Annotated in this window: 17 protein-coding genes; 10 read left to right on the plus strand and 7 right to left on the minus strand. The window is 72.3% G+C overall.

The genetic code is table 11. The features are described from left to right. The first annotated feature begins 239 nt into the window (after positions 1-239). The 4 genes from Sdagh_RS14090 (at position 240) to Sdagh_RS14105 (ending at position 2,298) form a co-directional block, all read left to right on the plus strand. Complete coding sequence (locus Sdagh_RS14090; RefSeq protein WP_189415241.1) at positions 240-464, plus strand: Rv3202a family protein; 225 nt, start codon at positions 240-242, stop codon at positions 462-464. Positions 465-675: 211 nt separating this feature from the next. Then, on the plus strand, positions 676-1,317 hold the full coding sequence (locus tag Sdagh_RS14095; RefSeq protein WP_189415243.1) for a TetR/AcrR family transcriptional regulator: 642 nt from the start codon (positions 676-678) through the stop codon (positions 1,315-1,317). A gap of 146 nt (positions 1,318-1,463) precedes the next feature. Beyond that, positions 1,464-1,691, plus strand: coding sequence for a DUF3107 domain-containing protein (locus Sdagh_RS14100; protein WP_073940165.1), 228 nt, complete (start codon positions 1,464-1,466; stop codon positions 1,689-1,691). A gap of 337 nt (positions 1,692-2,028) precedes the next feature. Then, a complete protein-coding gene (locus Sdagh_RS14105; RefSeq protein ID WP_189415245.1) occupies positions 2,029-2,298 on the plus strand; it encodes a hypothetical protein in 270 nt (89 codons plus the stop codon). A 14-nt stretch (positions 2,299-2,312) separates the two neighbouring features. Here Sdagh_RS14105 and Sdagh_RS14110 read toward each other — a convergent pair whose 3' ends face one another. After that, complete coding sequence (locus Sdagh_RS14110) at positions 2,313-3,059, minus strand: ferritin-like fold-containing protein (RefSeq protein ID WP_189415247.1); 747 nt, start codon at positions 3,057-3,059, stop codon at positions 2,313-2,315. Positions 3,060-3,569: 510 nt separating this feature from the next. Between Sdagh_RS14110 and Sdagh_RS14115 the strand changes: the two genes are divergently transcribed. Then, a complete protein-coding gene (locus Sdagh_RS14115) occupies positions 3,570-6,212 on the plus strand; it encodes a DEAD/DEAH box helicase (protein WP_226535113.1) in 2,643 nt (880 codons plus the stop codon). Positions 6,213-6,312: 100 nt separating this feature from the next. Next, complete coding sequence (locus Sdagh_RS14120; RefSeq protein ID WP_190077491.1) at positions 6,313-7,311, plus strand: alpha/beta fold hydrolase; 999 nt, start codon at positions 6,313-6,315, stop codon at positions 7,309-7,311. On the opposite strand, the gene Sdagh_RS14125 is transcribed toward Sdagh_RS14120, so the two are convergent. After that, the gene (locus Sdagh_RS14125) at positions 7,312-8,208 is read right to left on the minus strand and encodes an NYN domain-containing protein (RefSeq protein WP_189415251.1); all 897 of its coding nucleotides are present in this window, start codon (positions 8,206-8,208) and stop codon (positions 7,312-7,314) included. 304 nt (positions 8,209-8,512) lie between these two features. On the opposite strand from Sdagh_RS14125, the gene Sdagh_RS14130 reads away from it, so the two are divergent. Continuing rightward, positions 8,513-8,665: a DUF8834 family protein gene (locus Sdagh_RS14130; protein WP_107060478.1), complete on the plus strand. Its 153-nt coding sequence runs from the start codon at positions 8,513-8,515 to the stop codon at positions 8,663-8,665. 85 nt (positions 8,666-8,750) lie between these two features. Here Sdagh_RS14130 and Sdagh_RS14135 read toward each other — a convergent pair whose 3' ends face one another. From Sdagh_RS14135 to Sdagh_RS14145, 3 genes are all read right to left on the minus strand, one after another. Further along, positions 8,751-9,356 carry a MarC family protein gene (locus Sdagh_RS14135; protein ID WP_189415253.1) on the minus strand — a complete coding sequence of 202 codons (606 nt, stop codon included), beginning with the start codon at positions 9,354-9,356 and terminating at the stop codon, positions 8,751-8,753. A 48-nt stretch (positions 9,357-9,404) separates the two neighbouring features. After that, positions 9,405-10,268: a PHP domain-containing protein gene (locus Sdagh_RS14140; RefSeq protein ID WP_189415255.1), complete on the minus strand. Its 864-nt coding sequence runs from the start codon at positions 10,266-10,268 to the stop codon at positions 9,405-9,407. Between the two features lie 131 nt (positions 10,269-10,399). Next, on the minus strand, positions 10,400-11,041 hold the full coding sequence (locus tag Sdagh_RS14145) for a DUF6758 family protein (protein ID WP_189415257.1): 642 nt from the start codon (positions 11,039-11,041) through the stop codon (positions 10,400-10,402). Positions 11,042-11,210: 169 nt separating this feature from the next. Here Sdagh_RS14145 and Sdagh_RS14150 point away from each other — a divergent pair, with 169 nt between their 5' ends. After that, positions 11,211-12,434 (plus strand): MFS transporter, encoded by a 1,224-nt coding sequence (locus Sdagh_RS14150; protein ID WP_190008664.1) that lies wholly within the window; start codon positions 11,211-11,213, stop codon positions 12,432-12,434. Between the two features lie 21 nt (positions 12,435-12,455). Here Sdagh_RS14150 and Sdagh_RS14155 read toward each other — a convergent pair whose 3' ends face one another. Then, positions 12,456-13,061: a suppressor of fused domain protein gene (locus tag Sdagh_RS14155; protein WP_189415261.1), complete on the minus strand. Its 606-nt coding sequence runs from the start codon at positions 13,059-13,061 to the stop codon at positions 12,456-12,458. A gap of 517 nt (positions 13,062-13,578) precedes the next feature. Between Sdagh_RS14155 and Sdagh_RS14160 the strand changes: the two genes are divergently transcribed. Beyond that, positions 13,579-14,694, plus strand: coding sequence for a magnesium and cobalt transport protein CorA (locus Sdagh_RS14160; RefSeq protein ID WP_189415263.1), 1,116 nt, complete (start codon positions 13,579-13,581; stop codon positions 14,692-14,694). 23 nt (positions 14,695-14,717) lie between these two features. Then, entirely contained in the window at positions 14,718-15,233 is a 516-nt protein-coding gene (locus Sdagh_RS14165) for a hypothetical protein (protein ID WP_190077492.1), read from the plus strand. A gap of 3 nt (positions 15,234-15,236) precedes the next feature. Here Sdagh_RS14165 and Sdagh_RS14170 read toward each other — a convergent pair whose 3' ends face one another. Then, the gene (locus tag Sdagh_RS14170; RefSeq protein WP_189415268.1) at positions 15,237-15,977 is read right to left on the minus strand and encodes a LolA-like protein; all 741 of its coding nucleotides are present in this window, start codon (positions 15,975-15,977) and stop codon (positions 15,237-15,239) included. Positions 15,978-16,110 lie beyond the last annotated feature (133 nt).

Below are 16,110 nucleotides of genomic sequence, written 5' to 3' on the forward strand. Positions count from 1 at the left end.
CGCGACGGTTCACGTGTTCGGCATCACAACAGGGGTGCGTTCGCGCGGTATCGGGAAACGCGCCGGGGTACGCACCGGAGCAGACACCCCCCGACGCGCCCCGGGCCCTCACGCCCCCTCCCGGGCCGGCACGGATCGCACGGCGCGGGATTCGGGTGTCTCCTAGGCTCGTACCGAGGGCACCCGCACCTGACCACCCCCCGCCTCCCGGCGGGGACGTCCACAGAAAGGGAGCCGGCATGGCCATCGATCCCACTGATCCCGAGACCTTCGCGCACGACGAGACGGAGGAGTCCCAGGACGTCGGCGTCGAGGCGCCGGACGCCGACGCGGCCGAGCAGCAGAAGGACATCACCCCGGACCGGGACGACCCGCTCACCGGCGTCGACCCCGACCGCGGCAGCGAGGCCGACCTCGCGGAACAGGCCCGCGTGGTCACCCTCGACGAGGACGACTACCGCTGACGACGGCCGACGGAGAGGGCGTGCGCCGCGCGGGGAATGAACAGGGAGGAGGCAGACGTTTGCCCGTTTCGGGCATTTTTGAAACTGTTTGCACTCCTTTCACCGCTGTCCGGTCCGTGAAATTCTGCGTCCGCACCGCGCGCACCACGGTTACCGAAAAGTACGATGGCCGCGCGGCGCACACCGCACAGGGACGACTTTGGGAGGCGGCGTGACAGCCATCGAGCAGACAGAGGCGGCACGCCCGCGGGGCACACGCCTGCCGCGCCGCGCCCGACGCAACCAGCTGCTGGGCGCCGCGCAGGAGGTGTTCGTCGCCCAGGGTTACCACGCGGCCGCGATGGACGACATCGCCGAGCGCGCCGGCGTCAGCAAGCCGGTCCTCTACCAGCACTTCCCGGGCAAGCTGGACCTCTACCTGGCCCTGCTGGACCAGCACTGCGAGTCCCTGATCCAGTCCGTCCGCAACGCGCTGGCGTCGACGAGCGACAACAAGCAGCGCGTACGGGCGACCATGGACGCGTACTTCGCGTACGTCGAGGACGACGGCGGCGCCTTCCGCCTGGTCTTCGAATCGGACCTGACCAACGAGCCGGCCGTGCGCGAGCGCGTGGACAAGGTCACCAACGAGTGCGCCGAGGCGATCTGCGACGTGATCGCCGAGGACACCGGCCTCTCGCGCGCGGAGTCGATGCTGCTCGCCTCCGGGCTGGGCGGCCTCGCCCAGGTGGTGGCCCGTTCCTGGCTGCACAGCGACCGCAGCGTGCCGCGCGACCAGGCGGTGCAGTTGCTCGCGTCGCTGGCCTGGCGCGGCATCGCCGGTTTCCCGCTGCACGGCAACGAGCAGCACTGAGCGGGGCGGCGCCGCCCGTCTGTTCCCGTCGGCTGTTCGCTCCTGGCGTGGCCGGGCGCAGCGTGTACGTCCCCTCACCGGGCTAATGTGTGCTGAGTACGGCGCGGAAGATCGCGCACATCACTGACCGTCGGAGGGACATAGCCGTGGAGGTCAAGATCGGCGTGCAGCACGCGCCCCGCGAGATCGTTCTGGAGAGCGGTCAGAGTGCCGAGGAGGTCGAGCGCGTGGTGGCCGAGGCACTGGCCGGCAAGTCGCAGCTGCTGAGCCTCGTGGACGAGCACGGCCGCAAGGTCCTGGTCCCGGCCGACCGCCTCGCGTACGTCGAGCTCGGCGAGCCGGCCCCGCGCAAGGTGGGCTTCGGCGCGCTGTAGCCACAGGCGGCATACGGAGGGGCCCGGCGGACACCGCCGGGCCCCTCCGCGTACGCGCCTCCGTACCGGACCGGCGTACGCGCCTCCGTACCGGACCGGCGTACGCGCAGGACCGCCGTACGCGGCTCCACGCAGGACCAGCGCACGCCACCCCGCGCGGGCTCTCGTACGCCACCCCGCGCAGGTCCTCCTACGCGCTTCCGCGCGCCCCGGCGCCCGCGCCCCCCTCCACGAACGGCGCACAACTCCCTCACAGGGGAGGGTTGCATTCCGCAGGTCAGGGGTAGGACGGCTACGACCGTTCGAGCAGGCCGGCCGTGTGGGAGGGACCCCGACAATGCTGTTGGAAGCGCTCAGTGCCGCGATCCTCGGGCTGGCCCTCGCCTGGGCCGCCGCCCGCCGCCTGCCGCACCGGCTGCCGGCCCGCTCCCTCGTCCTCGCGACGGGCGTCGCCGGGGCCCTGTTCGGGGCGTTCGTCACACACAGCGCGCTGGGCGCCGCGAGCCTGCTGGCCGTCCTGCTGGGCTCGGCCGCCGTCTGCTCCGCCTCGCTGTCGCTCCTGCTGCGCCCGGCGGGCCGGCTGCGCGGCCGGTCGGCGACCGCCTGACCGGCCGGCGCGGATCAGGCAGCCAGCTTCAGTGCGGCCATCCGCTTGGTGTGCGCCTCGGTGATCCGGGAGAACATCCGGCCCACCTCCGCCAGGTCGAAGCCGTCCGCGACACCGCCCACCAGCATCGTCGACAGCGCGTCCCGGTCGGCGACCACCCGCTGGGACTGCGAGAGCGCCTCCCCCATCAGACGCCTCGCCCACAGCGCCAGCCGGCCGCCCACCCTCGGGTCCGCGTCGATCGCCGCGCGCACCTTCTCCACCGCGAACTCGGCGTGCCCCGTGTCGTCCAGCACGGCCAGCACCAGCTCACGGGTGTCGGTGTCGAGGCGGGCGGCGACCTCACGGTAGAAGTCGCTGGCGATCGAGTCGCCGACGTACGCCTTGACGAGCCCCTCCAGCCAGTCGGAGGGGGCCGTCTGCTTGTGGAAACTCTCGTAGGCGGTGACGAACGGGGCCATCGCCTCCGTCGGCTCCTCGCCGATCTCGGCGAGCCGGTTGCTCAGCCGCTCGAAGTGGTGGAACTCCGCCGAGGCCATCTTGGCCAGCTCCGCCTTGTCCGCGAGGGTCGGCGCCAGCTTGGCGTCCTCCGCGAGCCGCTCGAACGCCGCCAGCTCGCCGTACGCGAGCGCCCCGAGCAGGTCCACGACCGCCGCGCGGTACTGGGGGTCGGCGGCGGCCGACGACCAGTCCCGGGCGGCGACGGCGGTACGTTCGGCGGGGGCGTTCGCTGCGGTGCCAGGCGTGTCAGAGCTCGTCATGCAGCGCACAATAGCCCGCTCGTAGGCGACGGGAAGGCCCTGGTCAGTCAGTGTGACGACGACTACGTGACCGAATCGGCCATCACATGTGCGCGAATCCGGGGTATGGTGGTATTGCGCCTGCCGAGTATGTGACGTACGAGTTCGTGATCGTGACCTATGGCTACGTGACATGGTCGTCGGGGCGCACGCATGAGGATGCCCGGTCGGTGGCCCGATCGGCTCCGCCCGACAGCCCTCCCCGCCGTACGCCACTGTGTGCGGCAGCCCGGAGGGGGACCCTCAGCGGTTCGAGCGCTAGAGCGTCGGCAGTGGTCCCGTGTCTACGGCTCGCCCGTACGGCAGCCGACGTCCCCGGCACGGTCCGACACGACCCCCGCGCTCGCCTCGCACCGCGCACACAGAAGAGGCAGCACCCTGACTACGACGTTTCGTTCCCTCGGCATCCTTCCCGAGACCGCCGAGGCCCTTGAGGCCGTCGGCATCACCACCGCCTTCCCCATCCAGGAGATGACGCTCCCCGTCGCCCTCACGGGCAAGGACGTCATCGGCCAGGCCAAGACCGGCACCGGCAAGACGCTGGGCTTCGGCCTGCCCATCCTCGACCGCGTCACCGTCCCCGCCGACGTCGAGGCCGGACGCGCCGCCCCCGAGGACCTCACCGACGCCCCGCAGGCCCTCGTCGTCGTCCCGACGCGCGAGCTGTGCCAGCAGGTCACCAACGACCTCCTGACCGCCGGCAAGGTGCGCAATGTGCGCGTCAGCGCGATCTACGGCGGCCGCGCCTACGAGCCCCAGGTCGAGGCCCTGAAGAAGGGCGTCGACGTGGTCGTCGGCACCCCGGGCCGGCTCCTCGACCTCGCGGGCCAGAAGAAGCTGAGCCTGAAGCACATCAAGTGCCTGGTCCTCGACGAGGCCGACGAGATGCTCGACCTGGGCTTCCTGCCAGACGTCGAGAAGATCATCAACCTGCTGCCGGCCAAGCGGCAGACGATGCTGTTCTCGGCCACCATGCCGGGCGCGGTCATCGGACTGGCCCGCCGGTACATGTCGCAGCCGACCCACATCAGCGCCACCTCGCCGGACGACGAGGGCCAGACGGTGGCGAACACGAAGCAGTACATCTACCGCGCGCACAACATGGACAAGCCCGAGATGGTCGCGCGCATACTGCAGGCCGAGGGCCGTGGACTGGCCATGGTCTTCTGCCGCACCAAGCGCACCGCGGCCGACCTGGCCGACCAGCTCCAGCAGCGCGGCTTCGCCTCCGGCGCGGTCCACGGCGACCTGGGCCAGGGCGCCCGCGAGCAGGCGCTGCGCGCCTTCCGCAACGGCAAGGTGGACGTGCTCGTCTGCACCGACGTCGCCGCCCGCGGCATCGACGTCGAGGGCGTGACCCACGTCATCAACTACCAGTCGCCGGAAGAGGAGAAGACGTATCTGCACCGCATCGGCCGCACCGGCCGCGCGGGCGCCAAGGGTACGGCGATCACCCTCGTCGACTGGGACGACATCCCCCGCTGGCAGCTGATCAACAAGGCGCTCCAGCTGGACTTCAACGACCCGCCGGAGACGTACTCCACCTCCCCGCACCTCTACTCCGACCTCGGCATCCCCGAGGGCACCAAGGGTGTGCTGCCGCGCGCGGCCCGTACCCGGGCCGGCCTGGCGGCCGAGGAACTGGAGGACCTGGGCGAGCCCGGTGGCCGTGGCGGCCGGGACCGCGGTCGCGGCGGCCGGGGCGCGCGGGACGAGTCCCGTTCCGCCGAGCCGGAGCGCCCGGCGCGCACGCCGCGCCGCCGGCGCCGTACGCGCGGCGGTACGCCCCTGGACGCGGCGGCCTCCCCCGCCGCCGAGCCGGCCACGCCGGCCACGCCCGTGGCCGACGGCACCGCGCCGGAGGACGGTGACGCCCCGCGTGTCCTGCGCCGACGCCGCCGCACCCGTGGCGGAGCCTCGACGCGCCGCCAGGTGACCCCGGCGACGGAGACCACCGCGGAGTCCGCCGAGGCGACCGCGCCGGCACCGGCGGTCACCGAGGCCGCGACGGCCATTGAGACCCCCGCCGCGCCCGAAGCGACGGAGCAGCCGCGCCGCCGCCGGACGCGCAAGTCGGCGGAGACGCCGGCCGCCGTCCTGGAGCCGACCGCCCCGGCGGTCACCGAGGCCACCCCGGTCACCGAGGCCACCCCGGTCGAGGAAGCCCCGGCGGCCGAGGAGGCCCCCGCCAAGCCGCGCCGCCGCACCCGCAAGGCCACGGCGGAGGCACCGGCGGAGACGGCGTCCGAAACGGCGGCCGAGACCGCCGAGGGCGCCGAGACCAAGCCCAAGGCCCGCCGCACCCGCAAGACCACCGCGGCCACCACCACCGAGGCCACCCCGGCCCCCACCACCGACGACGCCGAACCCGAGGCCAAGCCGAAGACCCGCCGCACCCGCAAGACCGCGACGGCGACCCCGACCACGTCCACGTCCACGGACACGGACACGGACACCCCGGCAGCGACGGCCACGGACACCACGGCCGCGACGGCCGCCGAGATCCCGGCCCAGACCACGCAGGAACCCCAGGCCGAGACCAAGCCCCGCCGCACCCGCAAGACCGCGGCCAAGGAACCGGCCGAAACGGCGGCCGAGACCGCCGACGTCGCCGAGACCAAGCCCAAGGCCCGCCGCACCCGCAAGACCACCGCGGCCACCACCACCGAGGCCATCCCGGCCCCCACCACCGACGACGCCGAACCCGAGGCCAAGCCGAAGACCCGCCGCACCCGCAAGACCGCGACGGCGACCCCGGCCACGTCCACGTCCACGTCCACGGACACCACGGCAGCAACGGCCACGGACACCGCCGAAGCCACGGGCGACGCGGCGGCCAAGCCCAGGACCCGCCGTGCGCGCAAGACCGCGGCGACGGCGCCCGCGGCCCCGGCCGCCGAGTCCACCGGCTCCGAGCCCACCGCCGGCATCCCGGCCCAGACCAAGCCCCGCCGCACCCGCAAGACCACGGCCGAGGAACCGGCCGAAACCGCTACCGGGCCGACCGAAACGGCGGCCGAGGCCGCCGAGACCAAGCCCAAGGCCCGCCGTACCCGCAAGACCTCTGCGGCGGCCACCACGACCGGCGCCGAAGCCCCGTCCACGGAGGGCTGACCCGTCCTGTCGTAACCGCCGTACCGTCGTCGGCCCGGTCCCGCCCCGTGCGGGACCGGGCCGACGTCGTCGGGTCCCCCGGCCCCGATACGCTCAGCCCGTGAGCAGGAACGCCGCCTTCGACCCGCCCCCCGCCGCCCGCGCGTACCGGCTGCGGACCGCGCGTGGGGAGTTCGCCGCCGTCGACTCGCCCGTGCCCGCCGGGGTCGAGCCGCGCGGCGTGGCACTGATGCTGCCCGGCTTCACCGGCAGCAAGGAGGACTTCACCCTGCTGCACGAGCCGCTCGCGGCCCGCGGTTACCGTACGGTCGCCGTGGACGGCCGGGGGCAGTACGAGTCCGACGGTCCCGAGCACGACGAGTCCGCCTACGCACGGCCGGAACTGGCCCGGGACGTCCTCGCCCAGACCGCCGCCCTCGGCACCCCGGTGCATCTGGTCGGCCACTCCCTCGGCGGCCAGATCGCCCGGTCGGCCGTCCTGCTGGACCCCTCCCCCTTCCGTTCCCTCACCCTGATGTCCTCGGGTCCGGCGGAGATCTCGGAGCACCAGCGGCAGCGGGTCGAGCTGCTGCGGGACGCGCTCGCCGTGATGACCATGGCGGAGGTCTGGGAGACGATCCAGGCCATGGGACCGCCGGAGGAGGTCGGCGGTCCCACCCGCGGCCCGGTCGACGAGGAGCGGCTGCGGCAGCGCTGGCTGGGCACCCGGCCCGCGCAACTCCTGGCCGGTGGGCGCCAGTTGTGCACCGAACCGGACCGGGTGGCGGAGCTGGCGGCGGTTCCGTTGCCGTTCCATGTGCTGTCGGGGGAGTACGACGACACCTGGCCGGTGCCCCTCCTGGACGACATGGCGGTGCGGCTGGACGCACGCCGGACCGTGATCGCCGGGGCCGAGCACTCGCCCAACGCGGATCAGCCCCTGCCGACCGCCACGGCACTGGCCGACTTCTGGGACGACCTCACGAACACGGCCCCGGACACGAACCCGAACTCGGCCCCGGACGTGCGCGGCGCCCAGGGCCTGTCGTTTGGATCGGGTCGCGGGGAATCGGCTGCGCCTTCCCCGCGTCCGCGGCGTGATCCGAACGACAGGCCCTAGCTAGTACTGCGTCTGCACGTACTCCCAGAACCCGTCCCGCAGCGCCCGTCTCAGGTCGGCCTGGCCGCGCAGGGAGTACTGGAGCAGCCCCTCGGCCTCGACCAGCAGGTCCTGGTCGACCGGGCCGGGCAGGTAGGGGTGGCCGTCGAGCAGCTCGACCAGCGCCTCCCGGCCCCGGGACGCCAGCCACTTCGCGGCGATCTGCGACCCGGCGAACCGCACGTTCTCCCGGGTGGGGCGGCCCGTGCCGGCCGCGTCGTAGGCGGGCAGGGTGCGCCGGGAGACGTACGGCTTGAAGAAGTCCAGGTCGAAGGTGCGCTGGCTGTCGACCTCCCAGAGCAGCGGGTCGGCCTGGTTGCGCCCCTCGGGGGCCTCGACGCCCCAGAGGTGGACGCGGGCCCCGTACCCCTGGGCGGCCTCGACCGCCGAGACCAGGTCCTCGTCACCGCCGAGGAGCGCCGCGTCGCTGATCGCGCGGTGCCGGGCGAGGGACTCCAGGTCGCTCCGGATGAGGGAGTCGACACCCTTCTGCTGGTTGTTGGCATTGAGGTTGCCCAGGCGGACCTTGACGTCGGGCAGCTCCGCGATGCTCTGCTGCTCGGCGGTGTGGATGCGGCGTCGGGCGCCGTCGTACCAGTAGACCCGCAGCAGCCTGCTGTCCGCGAAGATGGTGCGGGCCCGGTCGATGAGCGCCTCGATCAGCCCCTCGGCGTCCAGGTCGAAGGCGCGCCGGTCCTCCGTCCCCGCGACCAGCCGTCCCGCCGCCGCGTACAGGTATCCCGCGTCGACGAAGATCGCGTGGGTGGACGGTGTCTTGGCCACCTCGGCGAGCATGCGCTGGAGCAGCTCGTTGGTGCGGTCGATGCGGGCGGGCAGGGATGCGAGGTCGTCGTTCATCGTCTCCATTGTCCCGGCGGTCACGCTGCGAACACAACCGGTCCCGGTCAGTCTTGTACTGGACAGACGCCGACGCCAAACTGACATCGGACCTCCCCGCGCCGCCACCGCACACCTAGCCCCGTACCGGGCCGCGAAAACGACAATTTACCCACCAGTAATTAGCCTGTCGAAAATTTTCTTTAGCGTAGGGAATGTTCGCACCGGGTCACTCGTTGACCACATACGGAACCCCAGGCACCGATGACCCGCGGTTCCCCTCAGTAGTTCTCCTCTGGAGGATGACCAGACGAAGGGAGAGGCCATGCGCTTTGAAGTCATGCGACTCGACGACGTCGACGGTACGCCCGTGGACACCACAGTCGTGGACGCAGCCTCCGTCAACCGGATAGTCCAGCAGGCCGCCGCCATCGGGCAGCGCCTGTGGATCCGCCCCGCCGAGACCTCGGCCTCGTAGCGGCGGATCGTTCACACCGCCTTTCGGGCCCCCGTACGCACGCCGTACGGGGGCCCGTTCCGCGTCCCGGGGCGCGGGAGCGGCGTCAACTCCCCTGAATCACCTGGGTGATGCCGTTGATGATCTGCTGCACGGCGATCGCGGAGAGCATCATGCCCGCCAGCCGGGTCACCAGGACCACGCCACCGTCCTTGATGACCCGGATGATCAGCAGCGAGTACCGCATCACCAGCCACAGCACGACATGGATGGCGAGGATCGCCGACCACACCGACACCTGGCCGCCGACGCCGTCCGCCTTCTGCACGGCGAGGATCACCGACACGATCGCGCCGGGTCCGGCCAGCAGCGGCATGCCGAGCGGGACGAGCGCGACGTTGACGTCCTTGGTCTGCTTGGGCTCGTCGGTCTTGCCGGTGAGCAGGTCGAGCGCGATCAGCAGGAGCAGCAGTCCGCCCGCGATCATCAGCGCGGGCACCGAGACATGCAGATAGTCCAGGATCCGGTGCCCGAGCAGTCCGAACACCGTGATCACCCCGCCGGCGACACAGACGGCCTGGAAGGCCATCCGCTTCTGCACCGCGCCCGGCCGTCCGGCGGTCAGGGCGAGGAAGATCGGGGTGATCCCAGGGGGATCCATGATGACGAAAAGGGTCAGGAACAGGGAGCCGAAGACGGCGAGATCGAACATGGGTGAGCTACTGGCCTTGCGGTGGTACGGGCGGGGGCGGCGTGGACCTCAGACCCCGGCTCCGCCGGCCCCCGGCACCGGGAACGCCCCGAAGGCGCGCCGCGTGATCTCCCCGTAGACCTCGGGGTCGGTGGTGTACTCGCCGAGCACACAGGTCTTGCGGCTGCCGTGGTAGTCGCTGGACCCGGTCACCAGCAGCCCCAGCTCACCGGCGAGGCCGCGCAGCCGTGCCCGGGCCGGCTCGTCGTGGTCCATGTGGTCGACCTCGACGCCGTCGAGCCCGGCGGCGGCCAGCTCGGCGATCCGCGCCTCGGACACCGTACGGCCGCGCTTGGCGGCGGCCGGGTGCGCGAACACCGTGACCCCGCCCGCGGCCTTGACCAGCCGGACCGCCTCGAAGGGGTCGGTCTCGTGCTTCTCCACGAAGGCCCGGCCTCCGTCGGCCAGCCACTCCTCGGTGAAGGCGTCGCCCACAGTCGGCACGACGCCGAGTTCGACGAGGGCCGAGGCGATGTGCGGCCGGCCCACCGAGCCGTCGCCCGCGATCCGCGCGACCTGCTCCCAGGTGACCGGCACCCCCAGCTCGTTCAGCTTGGCGATCATGCCCTTGGCCCGCGGCACCCGGTCGTCCCGGACCAGCTCCCGCTCGGCGAGCAGGGCCGGCTCCTCGGGGTCGAAGAGGTAGGCCAGCAGATGCATGCTGACGCCGTCGACGCGGCAGGACAGCTCGGCGCCGGTGACCAGCGTGAGCCCCTCGGGCAGCGCGGCGACGGCCTCGGCGTGGCCGCGGGTGGTGTCGTGGTCGGTCAGCGCGACGACGTCCAGTCCGGCCGCCGCGGCGTTGCGCACCAGCTCGGCCGGGGTGTCCGTCCCGTCGGACGCCGTCGAGTGGCAGTGCAGATCGATACGCACGGCGTACTCCAGACGGCGGGGAAACGGAAACGGACGAGGAAAGGATAACCGGACTCTCCGACTCCCCCCGTCATCCCCGCAGAGCGCGAGAGCCCCCTACACACACCTCGATCACCGGTGCCCCGTGGGCCTCACGGCTCCAGCAAGCGCGGCGACAACGCCCCGCACGGCACCAGCTCCACCTCCGCCCCCGCCTCCCGGAGGTCCGTCAGCACCAGCTCGTCGTACATCAGCAGCCCCGACCGCTCCGGCCAGACCACCGCCCACAGCCACATGCCGAGCGCCTCCCCCGCGAAGACGGCCCGGTCGACGGGCGCGCCGGAGACATGCCAGAGCGGGGTCGGGCGGCCCGCCGCGAGCACCTTGGCCTGCGGCGGCTTCTCGACGTCGAGGTGGGGTCCGGGGTCGGGTCCGTCGAGCCCGGCGAAGTAGGCGCCGAGTCCGACGCCCAGTTCCTCGGCGACGAGGATCAGCTCGCCGACACCGCCGAGCGGGCCCGGCCCGGAGCAGGCCACCACCGTGGCACGGCCGCCGGTGCGGTCGTCGCCCGCGCAGGTCACGCCCGTGAAGAGCCAGCCGACCGGGAGCGGCCAGGGCATCCACACCGGCACCTGGGTGCGGTGCACGACGGCCTCCAGGGCCTCGACGCTCGGCGGTATCACGGGCTGGACCGGGTGGACGGGCCCGTGCGCGTCGCACTGCCAGGAATCGGCGAAGAGGCCGGGAGCCCTGACCCGGCCACCACACTTCGGGCAACTGGGTTCGCCCCTCATAGAGCCCCACGGTCCTACCCAGGTCCCGCCGCGTCAAGGACGATCACCCATCCGGAGGTGGCACCCCGAGGCGGTACCTGACCGGCCAGAACTAGATGGTGTTTGCATCCTTTAGCTCATCTAACTTAATATGTGTATACACCAACCATCTGCGGATCTAGGAGCCAGCATGGACCCCTTCGAAGCGGGGGCAGGCAGCATCCTCAAGCAGCCCAAGGCCGTCTGGGCGACCGCCGGCGCCTCCGTCGTCGCCTTCATGGGCATCGGACTCGTCGACCCGATCCTGCCGTCCATCGCCACGGGACTGCACGCGACCGCAAGCCAGGTCTCCCTGCTGTTCACCTCGTACTTCCTCATCACCGCGATCGCGATGCTGGTCACCGGCTTCGTCTCCAGCCGGATCGGCGGCAGGAAGACCCTGCTGCTCGGCCTCGCCTTCGTGGTGGTCTTCGCGGGCCTCGCCGGCACCTCGGACACGGTCGGCCAGCTCGTCGGCTACCGGGCCGGCTGGGGGCTCGGCAACGCGCTCTTCGTCTCGACCGCCCTCGCGGTCATCGTCGGCGCGGCGGCCGGCGGCAGCGCCGCGGCGATCCTGCTCTACGAGTCCGCCCTCGGCCTCGGCATGGCCTGCGGCCCGCTGCTCGGCGCGCTGCTCGGCGACGCGAGCTGGCGCTACCCGTTCTTCGGCACCGCGTTCCTGATGGCCGTCGGCTTCCTGTGCATCACGGCGTTCCTGAAGGAACAGCCGAAGCCCGCCCGCAAGACCTCGCTGCTCGACCCGGTCAAGGCACTGGGCCACGGTGGTCTCGCCTCGGCCGCGATCTCGGCCTTCTTCTACAACTACACGTTCTTCACCGTGCTGGCCTTCACCCCGTTCGTGCTGGACATGACGCCGTACAAGTCCGGTGCCGTGTTCTTCGCGTGGGGCGTGCTGCTCGCCGTCTTCTCGGTGCTGGTGGCGCCGCGCGCACAGCGGCGCTTCGGCTCGCTGAAGGTGCTCGGCGGCTCGCTGGTGCTGCTCGCGGCCGACGTGCTCGTGCTCGGCTACGGCGACCACACCACGGCGATCGTCTGCACGATTCTCTCCGGCGCCTTCATCGGCGTGAACAACACCGTCTACACCGAACTGGCCCTCGGCGTCTCCGACGCCCCGCGTCCGGTGGCGAGCGCGGGCTACAACTTCGTGCGCTGGTTCGCCGCCGCCGCGGCGCCGTACTTCGCGCCGAAGATCGAGGAGTGGACCGATGTCCACGTCCCGTTCGTGGTGGCGGCCGTCACCGCGGTGATCGGCGCCGCCGTGGTCGCCGTACGCCGCCGGGCGCTCACCCGCGAGGCGGCGGAGCTGGAGCCGGGGCACCGCGCCGAGGACGGTGTGTCGGCCTTCGCCGACTGAGCCGCGCGGAGCTGGAGCCGGTCAGTCCAGCGGTACGGATCGGCGGGCCGGGTCCCGCAGGTCCGTACCGTGCGTCAGCCAGCGCTCCTGGAGCGCCTGCCCGCCGTGCACCCGCTTCCAGGCGGCCTCGTTGGGCGTCATCGGCAGCAGCGGCAGGAAGCGCACCGGGTCCAGCGGGGCGTCCAGTTCCAGGTCCTCCACCAGCCCGCCCGGCTCGGCGACCAGGACCGAGGTGAACGGCGCCCCCGGCCACAGCGGCTCCCCGACGTCCAGCGAGGCGCCGGGGGCCACGACCACGCCCTCGACCTGCGGGGAGGCGGCGAGCACGGCGAGCGGGCGGAGCACCTTGTCGGTGTCGGCGACGCCCGCCCGCACCGACAGGACCAGCTCCGCGCGGGGTCCCCCGACCGGGTCGGCGAGCACCGCCGTGGGGTCCGCCATGGGCTGCGCGGACATGCCGAGGGTGGCGTAGCGGACGACGTCCCCCTCCTCGGCGGACCGGCCCGGGGCGCGGAAACGGAGCACCTCGACGCGGTCGGTACCGAGGAAGGTGACCGCCGCGCGGGCGTCCGGTTCACCCAACGCACTGCGCAACCGGGCCTCTACCAGAGGAAGAACATCAGCCATGCCGCGAGCATAGAACTCGTCAGTACGAGGCAAAGCGGCGCCTTGACACAGGTGGCGGCTGGTACTCTGGGCCGGTCGCCGGGCAGCCCGCTGAAGCGCGGAGCGCAAGCCCCGTCGCTGCGATGAACACTCCCCTACGGGGAACCCCTCTAAACGGGGGAATGGACGTCCCTCACGAGGGACCGGCCGGAGGAGGTGGGGCTGGCATGGACCGAAGTCGACCGTGCAGTACCACCCGCTCTTCCGGCCGCTGACGCGCCGCCGCTTCCGGACTCTCACCGGTCGCCGCCTTCCGTCAGCCACGCGCTTTCCTGCGGAAGAGCACTTCGTCTCATGTGAACCAGCAGTGAAGCCCGCCATCGCGACGGTGGGGTGCTCCCCGCTTTGTGGACGTGCCGACACGCGCAGCACATACGGCCAGGTACAGCGACGTACGGCCAGGTACAGGACGTCCTCATTCCGGGTGGTTCCACCCGTCGCCGGCGCCGTTCGCTGCCCGTAGCGAAGGAGCCTGCCCATGTCGATGATCCGTGACCTGCGAGCCGCGGTCCGCCCCTCCCGTGTGCCGCTGCGCAAGGAGAGCGGCCCCTACGACACCACCCGCGACCCGGCGAGCCCCTCCGCCGTGATCGACTGCGCCGTCTACCGGGACGGCCGCCGGGTGGAGACCGACGGTCCGCTCAGCCCGCAGGAGGCGATGCGGCAGGTGCGCCGCGACGGCGGCTTCGTCTGGATGGGGCTGCACGAGCCCACCGAGGACGAATTCGCCGGTGTCGCCCGCGAGTTCGGGCTGCACCCGCTGGCCGTCGAGGACGCCGTCGTCGCCCACCAGCGGCCCAAGCTGGAGCGGTACGACGACTCCCTGTTCACCGTCTTCAAGACCATCCACTACGTCGACCATGACGAACTGACCGCGAACAGCGAGGTCGTGGAGTCCGGCGAGGTCATGTGCTTCACCGGACGGGACTTCTTCATCACCGTCCGGCACGGCGGGCAGGGCTCCCTGCGCGCCCTGCGCCACCGCCTGCAGGACGACCCCGAGCTGCTGGCCAAGGGCCCCTCGGCGGTGCTGCACGCCATCGCCGACCACGTCGTCGACGGGTACATCGCGGTCGCCGACGCCGTGCAGGACGACATCGACGAGGTCGAGACCGAGGTGTTCTCGCCGGGCCGCAAGGGCGCCCCGCGCGGCACGGACGCCGGGCGGATCTATCAACTCAAGCGCGAGGTACTGGAGTTCAAGCGGGCCGTGTCGCCGCTGCTCCGCCCCATGCTGCTGCTCAGCGAGCGGCCGATGCGGCTGATCGACCCCGACATCCAGAAGTACTTCCGGGACGTCGCCGACCACCTCGCCCGCGTGCAGGAGCAGGTCGTCGGCTTCGACGAGCTGCTCAACTCCATCCTCCAGGCCAACCTCGCCCAGGCCTCCGTCGCGCAGAACGAGGACATGCGGAAGATCACCTCGTGGGCCGCGATCGTCGCCGTGCCGACGATGGTCTGCGGGGTCTACGGCATGAACTTCGACCACATGCCCGAACTGCACTGGCGCTTCGGCTATCCCCTGGTCCTCGGCGTCACCGTCGCCATCTGCTTCGGTATCCACCGCACCCTGAAGCGCAACGGCTGGCTCTGAGGCCGGCTCGCTAGGGTGGGCGCATGACTAGCGAGCTGCTCGGCCAGGCCCTCGTCGAGGAGGCCGTCAAGAAGTCCGGCCTCATCTGGGTCCGGGGGCCCGGCAGTCCGGCCCGCGCGCTGTGGCACGTCTGGCACGAGGGCGCCGCCTGCGTGGTCGGTGACGGCCCCGGCGAGCAGCCGCTGCCGTCGCTGGCCGACGGGGGCACCGCCGAGGTGACCGTCCGCAGCAAGGACAAGGGCGGCCGGCTGGTCGCCTTCCCGGCCCGCGTCGTGGAGCTGCCGGCCGGCTCCAAGGCGTGGCGGGCGGCGGTCGCGGAGCTGAAGGGCAAGCGGCTCAACGCCCCCGACGCGGAGACCATGCCGGAGCGCTGGGCGCGCGAGTGCCGGGTGCTGCGGCTGGAGCCGGCGGGGACGACGGCACCGCTGCCGGACGGCTCCCTGGCCGAGCCGCCGCTGCCGACCCCGGCGACCACCCGCGAGCCGGTCCCCGCAGCGCTGCCCCGGCTGCTGCGCGGGCGCCGCGGGCGGCGGCCCTGACCGTCAGGTCGCCGGGAGCTGCCTGCCGTAATCGAGGGTGTCGTCCTTGGCCGGCTGCTCCAGCGCGAAGTCCTTGTTCCAGTCGGAGAAGGTGAGCGTGCCGGCGCTGCCCGCGCGGACCAGGCGCAGCGGGTACGGCGTGCCCTCCAGGGAGACGTCCAGCGAGCCGCCGGCCCCTCCGTCCCCGCTGATCCGCACGGTCCGGACGCCGTTCCGCTCGTGCCGCCCGTCCGCCTCCACCGTGCCGTGCAGACTCAGCAGACCGTCGAGGAGGACGTCCTTGTCCGTGAATCCGCTGAACTTCTGGTACGAGGGGTCGCCCTGCGGCACCTTCACGTACTTGCCGGCCAGCTTCTCCGCCGCGGCGGCGTCCGCCTCTCCCGTGTCATGGCTCCAGAACGCGGCGTCGGCCTTGAGGAACAGCTCCTCGCCGACCCGGAGCAGCCCGAACGTCGCCCCCTTGGCGGTGACCGACCCGGTGCCGCCGTCCGGCTTCAGCCGCATGTCGAGCGCGTACGTGCTGCCGCTGGTGACGACGGTGCCGTGCAGCCGTACCGTCCGCGCGGACTCGGCCGCCGTACGGGTCTTCGTCTGGATCTGCGCGGCGGACAGCCTGCCGACCCCGTTGGTGCCCGCGTCGGGGTCCTCGCCGCCGCAGCCCGTCAGCGCCGCCCCGACGGCCAGGACGCACGCGGCACCGGCGAGGGCCGCCCGGGGACTTCTGCGCCGGGAAGTCACAGTCACAGGTGGGGCCGCCTTTCTCGCGGGGAACCGGTGCGGCGTACGGCAGCGTACCGGGGCCGGACCCGGCCGGCGGAGCCAGTCCGTCCGGACCGGCCACCAGGGCGGACCCGTTCGGGACGGGCTAGCCTGAAGG

The organism is Streptomyces daghestanicus, from assembly GCF_020521275.1.
Lineage (GTDB): Bacteria > Actinomycetota > Actinomycetes > Streptomycetales > Streptomycetaceae > Streptomyces > Streptomyces griseoviridis.

Bases quoted from the DNA above. Each gene is read 5' to 3' on its own strand.
- Sdagh_RS14090 (WP_189415241.1), top strand. From the start codon at position 240: ATGGCCATCGATCCCACTGATCCCGAGACCTTCGCGCACGACGAGACG.
- Sdagh_RS14105 (WP_189415245.1), top strand. From the start codon at position 2,029: ATGCTGTTGGAAGCGCTCAGTGCCGCGATCCTCGGGCTGGCCCTCGCC.
- Sdagh_RS14110 (WP_189415247.1), bottom strand. From the start codon at position 3,059: ATGACGAGCTCTGACACGCCTGGCACCGCAGCGAACGCCCCCGCCGAA.
- Sdagh_RS14115 (WP_226535113.1), top strand. From the start codon at position 3,570: ATGACGCTCCCCGTCGCCCTCACGGGCAAGGACGTCATCGGCCAGGCC.
- Sdagh_RS14125 (WP_189415251.1), bottom strand. From the start codon at position 8,208: ATGAACGACGACCTCGCATCCCTGCCCGCCCGCATCGACCGCACCAAC.
- Sdagh_RS14130 (WP_107060478.1), top strand. From the start codon at position 8,513: ATGCGCTTTGAAGTCATGCGACTCGACGACGTCGACGGTACGCCCGTG.
- Sdagh_RS14135 (WP_189415253.1), bottom strand. From the start codon at position 9,356: ATGTTCGATCTCGCCGTCTTCGGCTCCCTGTTCCTGACCCTTTTCGTC.
- Sdagh_RS14145 (WP_189415257.1), bottom strand. From the start codon at position 11,041: ATGAGGGGCGAACCCAGTTGCCCGAAGTGTGGTGGCCGGGTCAGGGCT.
- Sdagh_RS14150 (WP_190008664.1), top strand. From the start codon at position 11,211: ATGGACCCCTTCGAAGCGGGGGCAGGCAGCATCCTCAAGCAGCCCAAG.
- Sdagh_RS14155 (WP_189415261.1), bottom strand. From the start codon at position 13,061: ATGGCTGATGTTCTTCCTCTGGTAGAGGCCCGGTTGCGCAGTGCGTTG.
- Sdagh_RS14160 (WP_189415263.1), top strand. From the start codon at position 13,579: ATGTCGATGATCCGTGACCTGCGAGCCGCGGTCCGCCCCTCCCGTGTG.
- Sdagh_RS14165 (WP_190077492.1), top strand. From the start codon at position 14,718: ATGACTAGCGAGCTGCTCGGCCAGGCCCTCGTCGAGGAGGCCGTCAAG.